Here is a 17,029-nt window from a genome sequence, read left to right as displayed (position 1 = left end):
CTCAGGGGAATTCGCCCACCGGACCGCCCTATGTGGACGGGCCCCACGACCTGCATCGATACAGCGGACGCGGGCCGGTTGACGGGGTTCGGTCCGGGCCTTATCGTCTGCTGCCATCAGACATCTGACGTCTGATTTAGAGGAGGATCCGCAGCAATGTCGCTGTCCGACCAACTCGCCGAGCGGCTGCTCAGCGCGATCATCGACGGCACGCACGCCCCCGGCAGCGCACTGCCGCCGGAAGGCGAGCTCGCCGAGCAGTACGTGGTCAGCCGCCTCACCGTCCGCGAAGCGATCAAGGCGCTGCGCGTGCAGAACATCGTGCGCATCCAGCGCGGCCGCGGCACCTACGTCAACCCGCCCGCGCAATGGACCGCGCTGGACCCGCTGATCCGGGCCGCCGCGGCCACTCCCCGGTCGAGCGCGGCGATCTCGGAGAGCCTCATCGAGGCCCGGCGGCTGATCGAGGTCGGCGCCGTCGAGCTGGCCGCGGGCAAGCGCACCGACGACGACCTGGCGCAGCTGCGGAGCCTGCTGCAGGACATGCGCGACGCCGTCGACACCGACGACGTCGAGCTGTTCGTGGAGGCCGACATCGCCTTCCACGACGCGATCATGCGCGCCAGCGGCAACGCGTTCATCCCGTTGATGTTCGAGCCCTTCGGCCGGCTGCTGGTCGAAGGGCGCCGCGAGACCTCCGCGGTGCCCGAGATCCGGGCCAACGCCCTCGCGCACCACACCAAGATCCTGCGCGCGCTCGAAGCGGCCGACCCGGCGCTCGCGCGCCAGGCGATGGCGGACCACATGGCCCAGACCGCCGACGACCTCCGCGCCCACGTGCTCGCCGACAGCTGACCCCGGCTCCCCCGACTCCCACGCGCCGCGTGGGCACCTCCGCACGCCTACAGGAAGCAGCCGCCATGCCCGATCTGCCCCAGGACCGCCCGATCTCCGCGGAAGAACTCCTCGCCGGACTGCCCGCCGTCCGCCCCGTCGCCCCGGCCGAGATCGCCGAGCGCATGGCCGGCGGGCCGCGCCTGGTCGTGCTCGACGACGACCCCACCGGCACCCAGACCGTCGCCGACGTCCCGGTGCTGACCACCTGGGGCGTCGACGACCTGCGCTGGGCGCTGACCCAGCCCAGCAGGACCTTCTTCGTGCTCACCAACACCCGCAGCCTGTCGGCCGCCGACGCCGACGCCCGCAACCGCGAGGTGATCGACGCGCTCGCCCGCGCCGCGGACGCCGAAGGCGCCGACTTCGTGGTTGCCAGCCGGAGCGACTCGACGCTGCGCGGCCACTACCCGCGCGAAACCGATCTGCTGGCCGAAGAGCTGGCGCAGCGCGGCAAACCGATCGACGGCGTCGTCATCGTGCCCGCCTTCCCCGACGCGGGCCGGTTCACGATCGGCTCGGTGCACTGGACCCGCACGGCCGACGGCATGCTCCCGGCCGGACGCACGGAGTTCGCCAAGGACGCCACCTTCGGCTACCGCAGCTCGGACCTGCGGGACTGGGTGGCCGAGAAGACTGGCGGCCGGGTGCCGGCGGACCGCGTCCTGGCCATCACCGCCGCCGACCTCCGGGAAGGCGGCCCCGAGCGGGTCGCCGAGCTCCTCGAAACCGTGCAGGGCCAGCAGCCGGTCGTCGTGGACGCGGCCTGCGACGACGACATCCGCGTGCTGGCGCTCGCGCTGCTGCACGCCGAGTCCCGGGGCAAGCGGCTGCTCTACCGGGTCGGCCCGGCCTTCGTCCGCTCCCGCGCCGGTCAGGCGGGCGCGCCGCCGCTGGACGGCGAGGTGCTGCGCGGCATGGGCACCGGCGACGGGCACGGCCTGATCGCCGTCGGCTCGCACGTCGGCCTGACCACCAGCCAGCTCGACGGGCTGCGGGAGCTCGGCGGCATCACCGAGCTGGAGCTCGACGTGCCCGCGCTGCTCGACCCGGCCACCCGCGACGCCCACGTCGACGCGGTCGCGCAGGCCGCCGCACGGGCGATGTCCGACGCCGACGTCGTGATCCGCACCAGCCGCACGCTGGTCACCGGCGCCGACCCGGACGCCAGCCTGGCCATCGCCCGCGCCGTGTCCGCCGGCCTGGTCGACACCGTCCGCGCGGCCGTCCGCGCGCACCGCCCGGCATTCGTCGTGGCCAAGGGCGGCATCACCTCCAGCGACATCGCCACTGCCAGCCTCGACATCCGCCGCGCGATGGTGCGGGGCACCATGCTGCCGGGCATCGTCTCGCTGTGGGAGCCGGTCTCCGGCGAGTTCACGGGCATCCCGTACGTCGTGTTCCCGGGCAACGTCGGCGACCGGCGAGCGCTCGCCGACGTCGTGGCCTCGCTGCGGGGCCGTTGATGCCGCTCCGCGCTCAGGACGATCACACATCGTTGGTGTTCAACGGGTCTCATCCGTCCACTTCGGACTTCATCGCACCGCCCCGGACGGCCGCGCAACGCTCCTGCGCCGTCCGCACGATCAACCTGCTCACCGCAGAACGGGGAAAGACGAATGCCTGACAACTCCGCCACCCGCGTCGCCGTGATCGGCCTCGGAGCCATGGGCCTGCCGATGGCCACCCACCTCGCGCCCGCCTTCCCGGTGACCGTCTTCGACATCGACGCCGGGCGCCGCGCCCAGCTCGCCGCCGCGGGCGCGGCGGAAGCGACCACTCCCGCGCAAGCCGCCGGGAACGCCGACGTCGTGCTGCTCGCGGTCCGCGACCAGCAGCAGGTCGAAGCCGCGCTGTTCGGCGCGAACGGCGCCGCCGAAGCGCTGAACCCCGGTGCCGTCGTGGTGCTCACCAGCACCGTCGGACCCGACGCGGCTCGCGAAACCGCTACCAGGCTCGCCGAATCCGGTGCCCGTCTCGTCGATGCCCCGGTCAGCGGCGGCCCTACCCGCGCGGGCACCGGCGACCTGCTGATCGTCATCAGCGGCGACGAGAACAGCCTCGACGCGGCCCGCCCGGTCCTCGACCGCCTCGCCTCCACCCTCACCGAGATCGGCCGGGAGCCCGGCGACGCGCAGGCGCTCAAGGCGATCAACCAGCTGCTCGCCGGCGTGCACATCGCCGCGGCCGCCGAAGCCGTGGCGATGGCCCGGGCTCTCGGCCTGGACCCGGCCACCGTCATCGACTCGCTGAGCAAGGGCGCCGCCGGATCGTTCATGCTCGCCGACCGCGGGCCGCGCATGATCGAGGCCTACGGCGACGGCGCGGAAGTCCGGTCCCGGCTGGACATCTTCGTCAAGGACATGGGAATCGTCGCCGGCATCGCCAAGCAGGCGCACGTCCCGACGCCACTGGCCTCGGCCGCCCAGCAGCTCTACCTGCTCGGCGAGCGCGCGGGGCTGGGCGGCTCCGATGACTCCAGCGTCGTCACGCTGCTCTCGCCGAAGGAGGCGCAACGATGAGCTCTACCGTGCTGCTGGGCATCGGCGCGGTGGGGATGGCGCTGCTGCTCTTCCTGGTGCTGAAGGCGAAGGTGCAGCCCTTCGTCGCCCTGCTGGGGGTCAGCACCGGAGTCGCGCTCGCCGGCGGCGTGCCGCCCGCGGAGCTCGTCGACACCATGCGCTCGGCCTCTCGCACGTCAACGACGCCGGGTACTGGATGTTCGCGAAGCTCGTCGGCCTGGAGGTCGGCAGCGCGCTGCGCACCTGGACGGTCCTGACGACGGTCATGGGCGTGACGGGATTCGCGCTGACCGCAGCGGTCTGGCCGTTCGTCTGAGGTCGTCACCTGGTCAGGAAGATCGGGTTCGTCATCGCCACCATCCGGCCGGCCCGGCGGACCTCCGCGCGCGCCCAGCGCGTGTAGCGCGGGTAGGTCGTCCACCTCGTAGTGAGCGAGCCGGTGGCGGGGACTTCCGCGGTGTGCTCCGGCCCCACCTGGTCCAGCAGCCGCACGGTCGTGCCGGGCACGCCGCTGACGGTCAGCTCGAACGTCACGGGTGTGCCCCTGTCGGCGGCGAGCCCTTCCCCGATGCCGGCGGTGCGCCGACCGTCGGTCGCCGTGAAATCCAGCTGCACGGCGGATGATTCGGCGAGCCAGGAGCGCCCCGCACGCAGCCCGGCGAGCAGCTCCTCCCGCCGCAGGCCGTCCGCGAGCACCACGGTTTGCGGGCTTCCGACGACGTGTTCCGGGTTGTGCGCGTCGGAGTTGCCGATCAGCGGAATCCAGTGGCCGGTGCGCAGCAGCCCCGTCCCAGTGGTTGACCGCCGCTTCCTCCTCATCGGTCCAGCCCTGGTTCCACACCTCGACGAGATCCGCCAGCTCGTAGGCGAACTCGTAGGTGCAGCCGAAGCAACTGGCGAACGGGTGCGCGGCGGTGACCAGACCGCCCGCCTCGTGCACCTGGTCGACGAAGCGCCGGAAGCTGCGCGGGTCGTCGGCGCGGTAGCGCCAGTCGATCCAGGTCCCGGGCGGCAATCCGATCGCCGGCCAGTGCCCGGAACGCGTCGTGACCTCTTCACCGTTGAGGATCAGCAGGTCGTCGGTCGCGTGCTCACCCCACTGCAACGACGCCGACGACGTGTTGTGCTCGGTGGAGGTGATGAAGTCCAGGCCGGCGGCGCGGGCGGCCGCGACCAGCTCCGCGGGGGTCCGGCGGCCGTCGGAGTGCACGGTGTGCAGGTGGCAGTCCCCGCGGTACCACGCGCGGCCCCGTTCGCGGGCCGGCGCGGTCTCGGGAGCGGGGTTGGGGCGGGCCGGCGCGCCGGCCGGGCCGAACCGCAGCGTGATGTCGACGCGGTAGTTCATCCCCTGCGGCGCCACGGTGTAGGGGCCGAGGACGACGTGCCAGGTGCCCGGTGCGACCGGGCCCGGCAGGTAGCCCGGGGTGGCGCCGGCGGCGCTGATGGTGAAGCGGTCGCGGAACCCGCCCGACCAGCCGCGGAAGCCGCGTGCGTTGCCCAGCTCGTGCCCCTCCGGGCCGAAGATGCCTATGTCGCAGGCGTTTCCGCGGGTCCCGGGCGGGACCGCTGGCTTGTCGTAGGAGTAGACGACCTCGATCTCGGCCACCCCGCGCGGCACCTCGACCGGCAGGTAGAACCAGTCTTCGATGCTCGGCCCGAAGGTGCCGGTGACGGTGCGGGTCTCGGCGCCCGCGGCCTGCTCGGCGAAGGCCACGCCCGGCAGCAGGTTCGCCGCCGCGATGACTCCTCCCGCGGCCAGGAAACCGCGCCTGCTCAGCAGATCCACCCATGCCTCCCATGGTCGAAGTGCCATGGATCCAATCGCCGCGACCTGACCTGAGCGGACACGGCGGATGAACCCCGTGCGGCGGGCGGCGGAATTCACCGCCCGGGTGCGCGATGAGTTTTCGCCGACCTCCGCGTCTAACCGGGAAGCACCGCAGGCGAACAGCGAGGAGGACCATCCGGTGGACGAGCGAATCGCGATCGAGCCGGAGCTCTTCGGCGATGCCGCAACGCTGTTGGAGCGCGCCACCTGCTACGTCCTCGGCGCCGCGGCCGACATCACCACCGCGACGCTGGCCAACGCCACTCCGTGCGCCGGCTGGGACCTCCGGACGCTCGTCGCCCACGTCAACGATTCGCTGGCCGTTGTCGCCGACACGCTCGCATCCCGCGTTCCGGATGACGGCGAGGATTCCGCCGACCCGGTCGCACCCTTGCGCGACCGCGCCAGGGTGCTGCTGGAAACCTGTCTCTCCCACCCGGACGACGTCCACGTCGGCGGATTGCCCCTGGACGGCCGGATCGCCGCCGCGACCGGTGCGCTGGAGATCGCCGTGCACGGCTGGGACATCGCCCGGGCATGCGGGCAGGACTCCCCCATCCCGGACGGCCTCGCGGCGGCGCTGGTCCGGCTGGCACCGATGATCGTCACCGAGGGCATCCGCCCGTCCCTGTTCGGGCCGCCCGTCGCGTGGTCCCGGCAGGCCACGCCGGGCGAACGCCTCGTCGCCTACCTCGGGCGCAATCCGGTCGGACCGGGCGGCGGCCTCACTCCTCGCTGCTGAGCGCTTTCCAGTGCAGCTTTTCCCGTTCGCGCTTGGGCAAAGCCGCGACGACGAGGTCGTAGGAGTCCTCGATCATGTCCAGCACGAGCGGATCGGGCACGGAGCCGTCCAGGAGGATCGTGTTCCAGTGCCGCTTGTTGAGGTGGTAGCCGGGCGTGATGGCCGGGTACGTCGCGCGCAGCTGGACCGCCAGCTCCGGCTCGCACTTGAGGCTGACCCGCAGCGGGTCGCCGCCCAGCCTGCTGATGGCGAAGATCTTGCCGGTGACTTTGAAAACGCTGTTGGTGTCGTCGAAGGGGAACTCTTCGCGCGCACCGGTGAGAGCGAGGCATGCGTTCTTGAGCTCCTGCGGCGTCATGCGAGCAGCGTAACGACCGCCGCCTCCCGGCCGGTGCAGATCCGCGCCGAGAGGGCTGATTTCATTCACCACTGAAGCAATAGTGGCCGCAATTTTCGATGAGCGCGCAAAAGGGCTGGAGCCCGCCGCGGGCGCGTCGCGGCGGGCTCCAGGTCTGGTTCGATCAGTAGCGGTAGTGGTCCGGCTTGTACGGGCCGTTGACGTCGACGCCGATGTAGGCGGCCTGCTCCTTGGTCAGCTTGGTCAGCTTCACGCCCAGCGCGTCCAGATGCAGGCGCGCGACCTTCTCGTCCAGGTGCTTCGGCAGCACGTAGACCTGCTTCTCGTACTCGCCCGGCTTGGTGAACAGCTCGATCTGCGCGATCGTCTGGTTCGCGAACGAGTTCGACATCACGAAGCTCGGGTGCCCCGTCGCGTTGCCCAGGTTCAGCAGACGACCCTCGGACAACACGATGATCGAGTGCGCGTCCCCGAAGACGTACTCGTGGACCTGGGGCTTGATCTCCTGCTTGCGGATCCCCGGCACCTTCTCCAGGCCCGCCATGTCGATCTCGTTGTCGAAGTGACCGATGTTGCCCACGATCGCCTGGTGCTTCATCTCCGCCATGTGCTCCGCGGTGATGATGTTGAAGTTGCCCGTCGTGGTCACGAAGATGTCCGCGATCCCGACGACCTCTTCGAGGGTCGTGACCTGGTAGCCGTCCATCACCGCCTGCAGCGCGCAGATCGGGTCGACCTCGGTGACGATCACCCGCGCACCCTGACCCCGCAACGACTCCGCCGCACCCTTGCCGACATCGCCGTAGCCGCACACCACCGCGACCTTGCCGCCGATGAGCACGTCCGTGGCCCGGTTGATTCCGTCGACCAGCGAGTGCCGGATGCCGTACTTGTTGTCGAACTTCGACTTGGTCACCGAGTCATTGACGTTGATCGCCGGGAACAGCAACTCTCCGGCCTTCGCCAGCTCGTACAAGCGGTGCACACCCGTGGTGGTCTCCTCGGTGACACCCTTGATCTCACCGGCGATCTTGGTGAACCGGCCCTTGTCGGCAGCCAGCGACTTCCGCAGGGTCTCCAGGATGACCTTGTACTCCTCCGGGTCGTCCTCGCCCGCGTTCGGCACCACACCGGCCGCCTCGAACTCGACGCCCTTGTGGACCAGCAGGGTAGCGTCACCACCGTCGTCGAGGATCATGTTCGGACCCCGGCCGTCACCGAACTGGAACAACTGGTCGGTGCACCACCAGTACTCCTCCAGCGACTCACCCTTCCACGCGAACACCGGCACACCCTCGGGCGCCTCCGGCGTCCCGTTCGGGCCGACGACGATCGCCGCCGCAGCCTCGTCCTGCGTCGAGAAAATGTTGCACGACACCCACCGGACCTCCGCGCCCAACGCGACCAAGGTCTCGATCAACACCGCCGTCTGCACCGTCATGTGCAACGAACCCGCAACCCGCGCACCCTTCAACGGCTGCGAATCCGCGTACTCCTCACGAGTCGCCATCAGCCCCGGCATCTCGTGCTCCGCCAACCGGATCTGATGCCGACCAGCCTCGGCCAACGACAAATCCCGGACAGCGAACTCAAGCCCATTGACCTTCTGCAACTTGACGCTCATCGCTACCTTCCCCTTGCAGGACTACTGATTCGGTTCTGCTCATCCAAAGTGGAACGCCGGAATGGCCCGATCTGCTACTGCACTCGGGCGCGCAACCGCGAGATCTCGCCGGTCGGATTCGGTGCGGCGTCAGGCCGCCGTCGACCGCGATGGATCGGCTCCGGGCCGCAATCTCAAGCCGCGCACAAAAAAAGCACCTCCCGTAGGAGGCGCCCTTACCGTGGTCTTCAAGCGGCTCGGCTGAGCGTGGCGGACGAAAGTCCGTTGCAGCGCCTCTCAGCCAGCGCTCGCGCCGTTGTGGCGCATCGTGTCGGTCAAACCCGGCGTGACCACATTCTGAAACCGGCTCAAGGGTTTGTCAAACGACTCCCGCCTCGCCGGACTCACCGATCCGCGCAGCGGGCGGCGGGCGGTTCGCCGATGATTTCCGCGCACACCAATCCGTCGCCGGCGGCCGGAACACCGGAAAGGCCCAGCGCCGCGCGCTGGTCCACTTCGGCGCACCGCACCGGGCGGCCCTCGACCAGCAGCGGCGCGCGCTCGCGGGACGCGCCCGCGTAGGCCAGGACGTGCCGAAGTTCACTGCCGTCCTCCAGCCCGATCCGTTCCGGGCCGTGCAGGCACACCAGGCGGTAGCGGGCACCGCGTCCTTCGCATTCGTCGAGCACCCGGCGCTGTTCGGGTGTTGCGAGCCACACCGCGTGGTGTTCGACGATGCCCGGCGCGGTCGCCAGCACCGCCGGTCGCTGGCCGTCTCCCCTGGCCCGCAGCCCCGTCGCCCAGACGGCCGCGAGGCCGGTGCAGCGGGCGCGCAGCACGACCGCCGGCCCGGTCAGCCCCAGGTTCTCCCGCAGCCAGGTGATCTTCGAGGGGCAGGCGTTCGAGCCGTAGGCCAGCACCGGCCGCCGGTCGCGGAGCGGAGCCGCACCGCGTTCCGCCAGCCACCGGTCGACGCATGGTCGCGCCGCCGCGGCGGCGTGCACCCGCCAGCCCGACGGCGCGGTGCCGTCCGGGGCGAGCGGGTGACCGATGCCGTCGAGCTGGACGAACGAGAAGTCCGGCCGCGCACCGGGATACGGGGCCTCGGGGTATTCGACGTCGGCGAAGCGCGTTCGCGCCGGGGGCTGGGCTTGCTGCTCGGGGAAGCACATGGCCGCAACAGCATCGCGTCGAGGTCGCCGCGGCGCTATGACCGCGATCGCAGATTACGCCCGAAGCGCCGTGATTTACGTCGTTCGCGCCGATTCGAACACGCTCGGTGTTCAACAGCGCCCACCGGACAACACTGTCCACATCGGACACAAGGTCGCGGCCTCGCGGTTTTCGGCATGTGAGATCGCTCTACTTCGCGGCCGCGGCTGCGTAACATGCCCAGCCATGGATTCCGGTTCGGTGCTCCTGGTCGCGCGTCGGCACGTCGACACGTGCCGGATCAGCAGCGCCGCCTGTCGCGGCTGACCGCACTCGCCTCCCCCACCGGTGCCGCGCGGGCCGCTGCCGCCTGCGCGCTCAGCGAACTGGAAGAACTCCGATGCCAGCCACAGACGCGACGCGCGACGACTCCGACACGACCACCGAGACCACCGGAGGCCTGGCCCAGGGCCTCAAGCGGCGGCACATGAGCCTCATCGCGCTGGGCGGGGTGATCGGCGCCGGCCTGTTCGTCGGCAGCGGCGTGGTGATCGGCGCCACCGGGCCGGCCGCGGTGATCTCCTTCCTGATCGCGGGCGTGCTGACGATCCTCATCATGCGGATGCTCGCCGAGATGACCGTCGCGCGGCCCGCGCTCGGGTCGTTCTACGCCTACGCCAGGGAGGCGCTGGGCGAGCGCGCCGGGTTCGCGGTCGGCTGGCTCTACTGGTACTTCTTCGTCATCGTCGTCGCCATCGAGGCGGTGGCCGGCGGCAAGCTCGTCCAGCTGTGGCTGCCGGAGGTCCCGCTGTGGGCGGTGAGCCTCGTGCTGCTGACGACGCTCGCCCTGACCAACCTGGTTTCGGCGCGCTCCTACGGCGAGTTCGAGTACTGGTTCTCCTCCATCAAGGTCGCCGCCATCGTCGTCTTCCTGTTCCTGGGCGCGATCGCCATCCTCGGCTGGTGGCCGGATTCGCCTGGCGGGCTGGGCAATCTCACCGCGCACGGCGGGTTCGCCCCGCACGGCGTCGCCGCCGTGCTCGTGGCCGTGGTGCCCTGCGTCGGCTTCTACACCGGGGCCGAGATCGTCACCATCGCGGCGGCGGAGTCCGCCGAACCGCGCCGCGCCGTGGCGAACGCCATGAAGTCGATCATCCTGCGCGTGGTGGCGTTCTACGTGCTGTCAGTGCTCGTCGTCGTGGCCGTGCTGCCCTGGAACTCCCCGGCCATCGAGGTGAGCCCCTACGCCGCGGTGCTGCAGGCGCTGAAGATCCCGGGCGCGGGCACGATCATGAACGTCATCGTGCTCACGGCGGTGCTGTCCTGCCTGAACTCCGCGCTCTACACGTCGTCGCGGATGCTGTTCGCGCTGACGCGCCGGGGCGATGCTCCGCGCGGCCTGACCAAGCTCAGCCGCAGCGGGGTGCCCCGCCGGGCGCTGCTCGCCGGCACCGTCGTCGGCTACCTGTCGGTGATCGCCGCGTACGTCTCGCCCGACCTGATCTTCGCCTTCCTGGTCAACTCCTACGGCGCGGTGGCGCTGTTCGTCTACCTGATCATCGCGGTCTCGCAGGTGCGCCTGCGCAAGCGCCTCGGCCCGGACGGCGAATCGCAGCTGGCGCTGCGGATGTGGCTGTTCCCGTGGTTGAGCTACCTGACCATCGCGCTGATGGTCGTGGTGATCGCGGCGATGGCGGTGCTGCCCGACACCCGGTCGCAGTTCTGGCTCAGCCTCGTCACGCTCGCGGTCGTGCTCGTCGGCTACGAGGTCCGCCGCCGGAAGGGCGCCCCGCAGCATGGCTGACGAGGCGCCTCTCCACTGTGGACGTCAGCGCGGGATGGCGGTGTGCTTGAACTCGTTGAGGTCGCTCCAGCCCAGCAAGTCCACCACGCGTTCGATGGTCGTGATGGACGCCGCCGGGTCGGCGCCCTGCGGAGCGCGGTTCATCAGCCGGACGAACACGGCCTGCTCGTCGACGATGAAGGTCGGCACGCCCCAAACGCGGTGCGAGGAAACGAAGTCCTCGTGCTCGGTGCGCACCTGCCCGAGCGCGGAACCGTCGTCGATGCGCGCGAACACCGCGTCGGCGGGAACGCCGTGGTCGGCGAGGACGCGCTGGACCACCGCGCGGTCCTCTAGGTGCAGTCCCTCGTCGTGCCGCGCCTCGAACAGGGCGCGGTGCACGGCCGGGAACCGGTCCGGGAACTCGTCCCGGACCACGACACCGGCCTGCAGGGCGAGGATCCCGCTGTCCTGCTCGGGTTTCTCCCAAACGCTGGGCCGGCCCTCCTCGACGTGCGCCTGGCCGAGGGAGAACGGCAGGTAGCGGACCTGCCAGTCGGCACCGGCGGCCAGGCCGGTGAGCAGGTGCTCGTGCGCGTTGCGCGCGAACGGGCAGCGGTAGTCCCAGGTGACGGCGAAAGCGGAGGTCATCTTCGGGTCAACATCCTTGTCCGGTATCGGGTCATGGGTAGCAGTAGGAATCGGAGGAGGCGTCGCCGCCCTGCAAGCGCACTTGGTGGACCCGCCGGCCGCGGAATTCCGCGCCGTGCGGGAAGAACCTCTCGTCGACCGCCAGTCCGCCGCCCGCGTCCGGGTCGGTGTCGAGCTTGGCGAACCACGAGCCCACGCCGTCGGGGTAGAACTGGTCGTCCCACGCCCCGTACAGCGAGTTCGTCAGGTAGATGCGCCGGCCGTCGCGGCTGACCTCCACCATCTGCGGCCCGCCGGCCAGCGGCCGGTCCGGCGCGGCCGGGTGCGGCACGCGGCCGGTGATCCCGCCGAGGCGGACCGAGCCGGTCTCGCGGGGCCGCGCCGGATCGCTGACGTCGTACTGCTTCAGCTCGCCGGTGCCCCAGCACGAGACGTACAGGAACCGGTCGTCGACGGACAGGTTGATGTCGGTGACCAGCGGCGGCACCGCGCCGAAGGGCTGCAGCGCGGGCGGGAGCTCCTCGGCCGGCGCCGGCTCGGCGGGGATGGTGATCACCTTGTCGGCCTGCCAGTCGCCGTTCTCGCGGTGCCAGCGCCAGACCGACGCCGACAGGTCTTCGGTGCTGACCACCACGCCGACGAAGCCCCAGGTCGCGCCGGGATCGTGCGACGGCCGCAGCTCCAGCACCATCTGGTGCTGCGCGCCGAGGTCCACGCGCTGCCGGTGGCGGCCCTCGGCCAGGTCCCAGAAGTGCAGGGCGTGGCCGTACTCGTTGTTCAGCAGCAGCTCGGGGACGACCCCGTCCTCGATCATCGAGGGCGTGCCCCACTCGCTGGTGATCAGGGTGTTCTGGTTGAGGTGCCACCAGGCGTCGTAGGCCAGGCGCTGCGGCCCGCGGTCGGTCTCCCACGCGCGCACGACGTCGAACGTGTCGTGGTCGAGCACCGCGATGCCGCCGGGTCCGTCGTCCCCGTTCGCGCCGCCGAGGCAGGAGAGGTAGATCCCGTCAGGGCCGCAGTGCAGCGTGTGCGGCCGGGAGTAGCCGGCCCCGGTCGCGAGCTCCTCGGCCGTCACGGTCCGCAACAGCCTCGGCTGCCGCGGGTCGGGATGGGTGTCGTAGATGTGCACGTTCGACGACCGCAACCCGGGTAGCAGCAGGTAGCGGCGCTGCAGGCCGTCCGTGTGGTGTCCGGCGTGGGCGAACGCGCTGCTGCACGCGTTCCAGCCGAAGTGGTGCAGTTCGTCGCCGCGGGTCGGCAGGTCGGCCCAGCCGACCACCCGGCCGAAGCTCGCCGACCCCGGATCGGTGTCGACGACCGTGAGCGCGTCCGGCTGCTGTCCGGACCGGTCGAACGCGACGACGTAGGCCAGGCGTTCGGCGGGCGCGGCGATGGCATCGCCCGGGCTGCGGTAGAAGGTGGGATCGAGCTCGTGTCCGGTTGGAGAACTCATCGCGTCTCCTCGACTGCAACGGCTTCGTCACCCAGCGTCTCGCCAACCGCACTGAGCGTCGAGGCCGTCCACATCGTAGGACCTGCACGCCCGCCGGACCGCGCTAAGCGGGTTGGTAGGTCAGGCAGTCGACGATGTCCCGCTGGTATCCGACGGAGATGCCCGGCGCCTGGCATTCGAGGTGGTCGTTGTACCGGCAGTCGGCCATCTTGCACGCCCCGACGTGGCCGATGGCGTTGGGGTCGCCGCCGTCGAACTCGCCGCCGACGAAGGTGTCGCACTGCGCGTGGGCCGGTTCGCCGATGGTGATGGCCAGGGCGTGGCAGTTGTGATCGTGGTTGAACGCGCAGTTCTCGGCCGTGCAGTTGTTCACCAGTGGCATTTCTGGCATTTCCATGCTTCCCCCCGGATCCGGTCGGTTGCCGAAGCGGTTCCCATGATGGACCGCGTCCGGCCGCCCGGCAGCGGATCCGGGGGCCCGTCAGCGGGCGGCGCGATGCCGCTCGCGGAGCAGGAAGCGCTGGATCTTGCCGCTCGGCGTTTTCGGGAGCTGCTCGACGAAGTGCACCGAGCGCGGATAGGCGTGCGCGGCGAACCTCCGCTTCACCAGCTGCTGGAGGTCCGCGACCAGCTCCTCGTCACCGGTCCGTCCCGCGCGGAGGACGACGTAGGCCTCCAGGACCTCGCCGCGCAGCTCGTCGGGCACGCCGATGACGGCCGCTTCGGCCACCGCGTCGTGGCGCACCAGGACGCTTTCGACGTCGAACGGCCCGATGCGGTAACCGGCCATGATGATCACGTCGTCGTCGCGGGAGGAGAAGAAGAAGGAGCCGTCGGCGTCCCGCGTCCCGGCGTCGCCGGTGAGGTACCAGCGGCCATCGGCGGAGAAACGCTCGGCGGTCTTCTCCGGCGCGGCGGCGTAGCCGGTGAACCACATCAGCGGGCTGTCGGCGACGTGGAACGCGATGCGCCCCGCGGTGCCCGCGGGCGCCGGCTCGTCCCGGTCGTCGTGCAGCACCTCGGCGGACCAGCCAGGCAGGACGCCGCCCATCGAGCCGGGCTTGACCGGCTCGCGAACGCCGTCGGCCCAGGCGTTGACGACGACCATGCCGTGCTCGGTCTGCCCGTAGTGGTCACGCACCGCGACGCCCAGCCGCTCCTCGGACCAGGACACGACCTCCGGCGTCAGCGGCTCGCCCGCCGAGGACGCGCGGCGGAGCCGGATTCCCTCGGGCACGCCCGCCGGATCGGTGCGCAGGCTGCGGTAAACCGTTGGCGCGGCGGCGAAGTTGGTGACGCCGAACTCGCGGATGACCTGCCAGGTCAGCGCGGCCGAGAAGCCCGCGTGCAGCAGGATGCTCCGGCGACCGGCCGCCAGCGGGCCGAGGATCGCGTAGTACAGGCCGTACGCCCAGCCCGGGTCGGCGGCGTTCCAGAACACGTCGTCGGCCCGGACGTCGAGCCCGAACTCCAGGTACGCCTGGAACGAGGCCAAGGCCTTGATCGGCACCGGAACGGCCTTCGGGGTTCCGGTGGTGCCCGAGGTGAACAGCTGGACCAGGATGCCGTCCCCGCCCCGGCGGACGGATTGCGCGGTCGGCTCGTCGCCGCTGTACCGGCCGAGCAGCCCGGCGACGGTCGGCTCGTCGGCGGCGTCCCCGGCGACGACGATCCGCCACGGCGCGTCGGCCGGGATGTCCTCGCCCGGCTCCAGCTTGGCGCGCTGGTCCTGGTCGACCACGACGACCTTCGCGCCGCTGGCGTTGAGCCGCAGGGCGATGGCGGGCGGCGCGAAGGCGGTGAACAGCGGCACGTGCACCGCACCGCGGCGCCAGATGCCCAGCAGCGCCACGACCAGGTAGGCGGACTTGCCCATCAGCACCGCGACCGCGTCGCCCGGCTCGACGCCCAGGTCGGCGAGCGCGGCGGCGAAGCGCGCCGAGTCGCGGCGCAGCTCGCCGTAGGTGAGGTCCCGGCTGGTCAGGTCCGCCTCGACGACGGTGCAGGCCACGGCGTCCGCGGGGTGATCGTCGCACAGCAGGTCGGCCGCGCACGCGTCCGGCGAGCCGAACCTGGCGAGCAGTTCGGCCACCCGTTGCGGCGGCGTCGTCCCTGGTGCGGCGGTCGGCTCGATGCTCACGAATGCCCCTTCCCGCCGCTTGCTCCTTTGCCGCGGCGTAGCCGGGCGTTATGCTCCGCGCCACACATCAGTCCGCGATACCCCCGGAAAGGGGTGAAGGGATCGTGTACTTGCGCCCGGATGACGGGAACGCCTTCCGGCAGGCCGTGCGGGTGGTGCGGCAGCGGGCCGACGTGCCGGTCGCCTTCGGTGGGCAGGTCGCGGCGGGTTCCCTGCACCTCTCGGAGTTCGCCGGCGTGCGCACGGCCGCGCTCAAGGGCCTCCAGGTGCGCGCCGCGGCGGGTCTCGGCGGGCAGGTCATGACCTCCCGGCGCCCGGGCGCGGTGAGCGATTACGGGTCCGCGGTGACGATCAGCCACGACTACGACGTGCCCGTGCTCGCCGAGGGCATCTGTTCGGTGGCCGCCGCGCCGGTGACGGTGCACGGTTCCGTTCGCGGGGTGCTCTACTGCGCCGCACGTGGCGTGGTCCCGCTCGGCGACCGGGTGCTGGACACCATGGTCGACACGACCCGCTGGCTGGCCGGCGAGATCGCCGTTCGCGACGAGGTGGACCGGCGGCTGCAACTGCTGGACGTGGCGGACGCCGACAGCACGGCGCTTCGCGACAGCGTGGCGATCGAGGGGGTTCGCGAGCTGCACGCCGAGTTCCGCGCCATCGCCCAGGGACTCGACGACGCGGTCCTGCGCGACCGGCTGCACCGGGCGTGCGAGCGGCTGGCGCACCTCACCGACGCCCGGGACGCCGCCGATCCGCCTGCGTTGTCGCCGCGCGAGCTGGACGTGCTCTCGCAGATCGCGCTCGGCTGCAGCAACGCGGAAACGGCGCGGAGGCTCTCGCTGAAACCCGAGACCGTCAAGGCATATCTGCGCAGCGCCATGCGCAAGCTGGACGTGCACACCCGGCACGAGGCGGTCGTCGCCGCCCGGCGGCGCGGCGCGCTGCCCTGATTCCCCTGCGCGGCCCGGGAACGGTTGCGCGGCCGCTGTTGCGGGTACGTGGTGCGTGTTCCTGTGCGGCGAGGGAAATTGCGATGTGCCGGTTGTTCGGTTTGTCGGCCGCGCCGCAGCGCGTGCAAGCCACGTTCTTGTTGCTGGAGGCGCCGGACAGCCTGGCGCAGCAGAGCCGCCGGGAACCCGATGGCACGGGGCTGGGAATCTTCAGCGCCGATGGTGAACCGGAGGTCGACAAGCGCCCGCTGGCCGCCTACGAAGACCGGGCGTTCGCCGAAGAGGCCAAGCACTGCCGCTCGGTCACCTTCATCGCGCACATCCGCTACGCCTCGACCGGCGCGCTGGAGCAGCGCAACACCCACCCCTTCCAGCAGCACGGCCGGTTGTTCGCGCACAACGGCGTGATCGGCGATCTCCCGGCGCTGGACACCGAACTCGGCGACCACCGCGGGCTGGTCACGGGCGAGACGGACTCGGAACGCTTCTTCGCACTGGTCACCAAGCACATCGACGCCAACGGCGGTGCAGTCGGGGCCGGGATCGCGGCCGCGGCGCGGTGGGTCGCGGACTCGCTCCCGGTGTACGCGCTCAACCTGGTGCTCACCACGCCGACCGAGCTGTGGGCGCTGCGCTACCCCGACACCCACGAGCTGCACGTGCTGCAGCGCGCGGCGGGCGGACAGCACGGCGACCGCTACCTGGACCACACCAGTTCCGCCGGGCGCATCCGCACCCGCAGCGGGCAGCTGGCCAAGGCCCCGGCGGTGGTGGTGGCCAGCGAGCGGATGGACGAAGATCCCGGCTGGCAGGAGATGCGGGCCGGGGAGCTGCTGCACGTCGGCCGCGATCTCTCGGTCACCCGGCGGATCGTCCTGGAGCACCCACCTCGCCGCCCGCTGTCGCTCGCCGATCTCGGTGCGCACGCGGCGGCGTCGCAGGCCTGACCCGAC

17 protein-coding genes and 1 pseudogene are annotated in these 17,029 nt (G+C 71.2%); 9 read left to right on the top strand and 9 right to left on the bottom strand.

The window, feature by feature from the left end; translation table 11 throughout:
- Positions 1 to 156 precede the first annotated feature (156 nt).
- The 5 genes from AC07FN_RS04880 to AC07FN_RS04860 all read left to right on the top strand — a co-directional run bounded on the left by AC07FN_RS04880 (position 157) and on the right by AC07FN_RS04860 (position 3,732).
- Positions 157 to 855 (top strand): FadR/GntR family transcriptional regulator, encoded by a 699-nt coding sequence (locus AC07FN_RS04880; protein WP_478394417.1) that lies wholly within the window; start codon positions 157 to 159, stop codon positions 853 to 855.
- 65 nt (positions 856 to 920) lie between these two features.
- Positions 921 to 2,360, top strand: a complete 1,440-nt coding sequence (locus AC07FN_RS04875) for a four-carbon acid sugar kinase family protein (protein WP_478394416.1) — start codon at positions 921 to 923, stop codon at positions 2,358 to 2,360.
- 153 nt (positions 2,361 to 2,513) lie between these two features.
- Positions 2,514 to 3,416 carry an NAD(P)-dependent oxidoreductase gene (locus AC07FN_RS04870; RefSeq protein WP_478394415.1) on the top strand — a complete coding sequence of 301 codons (903 nt, stop codon included), beginning with the start codon at positions 2,514 to 2,516 and terminating at the stop codon, positions 3,414 to 3,416.
- Positions 3,413 to 3,673 carry a GntT/GntP/DsdX family permease gene (locus AC07FN_RS04865; RefSeq protein WP_478394414.1) on the top strand — a complete coding sequence of 87 codons (261 nt, stop codon included), beginning with the start codon at positions 3,413 to 3,415 and terminating at the stop codon, positions 3,671 to 3,673. Before AC07FN_RS04870 ends, AC07FN_RS04865 begins: the two co-directional genes overlap by 4 nt.
- Positions 3,634 to 3,732, top strand: coding sequence for a hypothetical protein (locus AC07FN_RS04860; protein WP_358307255.1), 99 nt, complete (start codon positions 3,634 to 3,636; stop codon positions 3,730 to 3,732). Before AC07FN_RS04865 ends, AC07FN_RS04860 begins: the two co-directional genes overlap by 40 nt.
- Positions 3,733 to 3,737: 5 nt before the next feature.
- Here the strand turns inward: AC07FN_RS04860 and AC07FN_RS04855 are convergent, their stop codons facing one another.
- Positions 3,738 to 4,235 (bottom strand): CehA/McbA family metallohydrolase, encoded by a 498-nt coding sequence (locus AC07FN_RS04855; RefSeq protein ID WP_478394413.1) that lies wholly within the window; start codon positions 4,233 to 4,235, stop codon positions 3,738 to 3,740.
- Between the two features lie 28 nt (positions 4,236 to 4,263).
- Positions 4,264 to 4,761 (bottom strand): annotated as a pseudogene (locus AC07FN_RS04850) (CehA/McbA family metallohydrolase); the annotation flags it as partial.
- Positions 4,762 to 5,383: 622 nt separating this feature from the next.
- Here AC07FN_RS04850 and AC07FN_RS04845 point away from each other — a divergent pair.
- The gene (locus AC07FN_RS04845; protein WP_478394412.1) at positions 5,384 to 5,986 is read left to right on the top strand and encodes a TIGR03086 family metal-binding protein; all 603 of its coding nucleotides are present in this window, start codon (positions 5,384 to 5,386) and stop codon (positions 5,984 to 5,986) included.
- Here the strand turns inward: AC07FN_RS04845 and AC07FN_RS04840 are convergent.
- The 3 genes from AC07FN_RS04840 to AC07FN_RS04830 all read right to left on the bottom strand — a co-directional run bounded on the left by AC07FN_RS04840 (position 5,970) and on the right by AC07FN_RS04830 (position 9,119).
- A complete protein-coding gene (locus AC07FN_RS04840; protein WP_478394411.1) occupies positions 5,970 to 6,344 on the bottom strand; it encodes an MmcQ/YjbR family DNA-binding protein in 375 nt (124 codons plus the stop codon). The two genes, AC07FN_RS04845 and AC07FN_RS04840, sit on opposite strands and share 17 nt — an antisense overlap.
- Positions 6,345 to 6,507: 163 nt before the next feature.
- Positions 6,508 to 7,968: an adenosylhomocysteinase gene (ahcY, locus tag AC07FN_RS04835; protein ID WP_478394410.1), complete on the bottom strand. Its 1,461-nt coding sequence runs from the start codon at positions 7,966 to 7,968 to the stop codon at positions 6,508 to 6,510.
- Between the two features lie 383 nt (positions 7,969 to 8,351).
- Positions 8,352 to 9,119 (bottom strand): gamma-glutamylcyclotransferase, encoded by a 768-nt coding sequence (locus AC07FN_RS04830; protein WP_478394409.1) that lies wholly within the window; start codon positions 9,117 to 9,119, stop codon positions 8,352 to 8,354.
- A 467-nt stretch (positions 9,120 to 9,586) separates the two neighbouring features.
- On the opposite strand from AC07FN_RS04830, the gene AC07FN_RS04825 reads away from it, so the two are divergent.
- Complete coding sequence (locus AC07FN_RS04825; protein ID WP_478394486.1) at positions 9,587 to 10,903, top strand: amino acid permease; 1,317 nt, start codon at positions 9,587 to 9,589, stop codon at positions 10,901 to 10,903.
- Between the two features lie 24 nt (positions 10,904 to 10,927).
- On the opposite strand, the gene AC07FN_RS04820 is transcribed toward AC07FN_RS04825, so the two are convergent.
- The 4 genes from AC07FN_RS04820 to AC07FN_RS04805 form a co-directional block, all read right to left on the bottom strand.
- Positions 10,928 to 11,533, bottom strand: a complete 606-nt coding sequence (locus AC07FN_RS04820; protein ID WP_478394408.1) for a DsbA family oxidoreductase — start codon at positions 11,531 to 11,533, stop codon at positions 10,928 to 10,930.
- A 31-nt stretch (positions 11,534 to 11,564) separates the two neighbouring features.
- Positions 11,565 to 12,986, bottom strand: coding sequence for a selenium-binding protein SBP56-related protein (locus AC07FN_RS04815; protein WP_478394407.1), 1,422 nt, complete (start codon positions 12,984 to 12,986; stop codon positions 11,565 to 11,567).
- 103 nt (positions 12,987 to 13,089) lie between these two features.
- Complete coding sequence (locus tag AC07FN_RS04810; RefSeq protein ID WP_452615638.1) at positions 13,090 to 13,377, bottom strand: DUF1540 domain-containing protein; 288 nt, start codon at positions 13,375 to 13,377, stop codon at positions 13,090 to 13,092.
- Positions 13,378 to 13,467: 90 nt separating this feature from the next.
- Positions 13,468 to 15,126, bottom strand: coding sequence for an AMP-binding protein (locus AC07FN_RS04805; RefSeq protein ID WP_478394406.1), 1,659 nt, complete (start codon positions 15,124 to 15,126; stop codon positions 13,468 to 13,470).
- 104 nt (positions 15,127 to 15,230) lie between these two features.
- Here AC07FN_RS04805 and AC07FN_RS04800 point away from each other — a divergent pair, with 104 nt between their 5' ends.
- Together AC07FN_RS04800 and AC07FN_RS04795 are read left to right on the top strand one after the other, a co-directional pair.
- Positions 15,231 to 16,076, top strand: coding sequence for a helix-turn-helix transcriptional regulator (locus AC07FN_RS04800; protein WP_478394405.1), 846 nt, complete (start codon positions 15,231 to 15,233; stop codon positions 16,074 to 16,076).
- A gap of 83 nt (positions 16,077 to 16,159) precedes the next feature.
- Complete coding sequence (locus AC07FN_RS04795) at positions 16,160 to 17,023, top strand: class II glutamine amidotransferase (protein WP_478394404.1); 864 nt, start codon at positions 16,160 to 16,162, stop codon at positions 17,021 to 17,023.
- Positions 17,024 to 17,029 lie beyond the last annotated feature (6 nt).

Source organism: Saccharopolyspora sp. NPDC045941 (assembly GCF_056431445.1).
Note: the sequence above shows the minus strand (reverse complement) of the source record. Positions and strands in the feature narration are given on the sequence as shown.

What these genes read in the sequence shown, in the direction of transcription:
- AC07FN_RS04830 (WP_478394409.1), bottom strand. Translation starts at nt 9,119, where the DNA reads ATGTGCTTCCCCGAGCAGCAAGCCCAGCCCCCGGCGCGAACGCGCTTC.
- AC07FN_RS04870 (WP_478394415.1), top strand. Translation starts at nt 2,514, where the DNA reads ATGCCTGACAACTCCGCCACCCGCGTCGCCGTGATCGGCCTCGGAGCC.
- AC07FN_RS04855 (WP_478394413.1), bottom strand. Translation starts at nt 4,235, where the DNA reads ATGAGGAGGAAGCGGCGGTCAACCACTGGGACGGGGCTGCTGCGCACC.
- AC07FN_RS04880 (WP_478394417.1), top strand. Translation starts at nt 157, where the DNA reads ATGTCGCTGTCCGACCAACTCGCCGAGCGGCTGCTCAGCGCGATCATC.
- AC07FN_RS04865 (WP_478394414.1), top strand. Translation starts at nt 3,413, where the DNA reads ATGAGCTCTACCGTGCTGCTGGGCATCGGCGCGGTGGGGATGGCGCTG.
- AC07FN_RS04795 (WP_478394404.1), top strand. Translation starts at nt 16,160, where the DNA reads ATGTGCCGGTTGTTCGGTTTGTCGGCCGCGCCGCAGCGCGTGCAAGCC.
- ahcY (WP_478394410.1), bottom strand. Translation starts at nt 7,968, where the DNA reads ATGAGCGTCAAGTTGCAGAAGGTCAATGGGCTTGAGTTCGCTGTCCGG.
- AC07FN_RS04815 (WP_478394407.1), bottom strand. Translation starts at nt 12,986, where the DNA reads ATGAGTTCTCCAACCGGACACGAGCTCGATCCCACCTTCTACCGCAGC.
- AC07FN_RS04875 (WP_478394416.1), top strand. Translation starts at nt 921, where the DNA reads ATGCCCGATCTGCCCCAGGACCGCCCGATCTCCGCGGAAGAACTCCTC.
- AC07FN_RS04840 (WP_478394411.1), bottom strand. Translation starts at nt 6,344, where the DNA reads ATGACGCCGCAGGAGCTCAAGAACGCATGCCTCGCTCTCACCGGTGCG.
- AC07FN_RS04820 (WP_478394408.1), bottom strand. Translation starts at nt 11,533, where the DNA reads ATGACCTCCGCTTTCGCCGTCACCTGGGACTACCGCTGCCCGTTCGCG.
- AC07FN_RS04810 (WP_452615638.1), bottom strand. Translation starts at nt 13,377, where the DNA reads ATGCCAGAAATGCCACTGGTGAACAACTGCACGGCCGAGAACTGCGCG.
- AC07FN_RS04825 (WP_478394486.1), top strand. Translation starts at nt 9,587, where the DNA reads ATGAGCCTCATCGCGCTGGGCGGGGTGATCGGCGCCGGCCTGTTCGTC.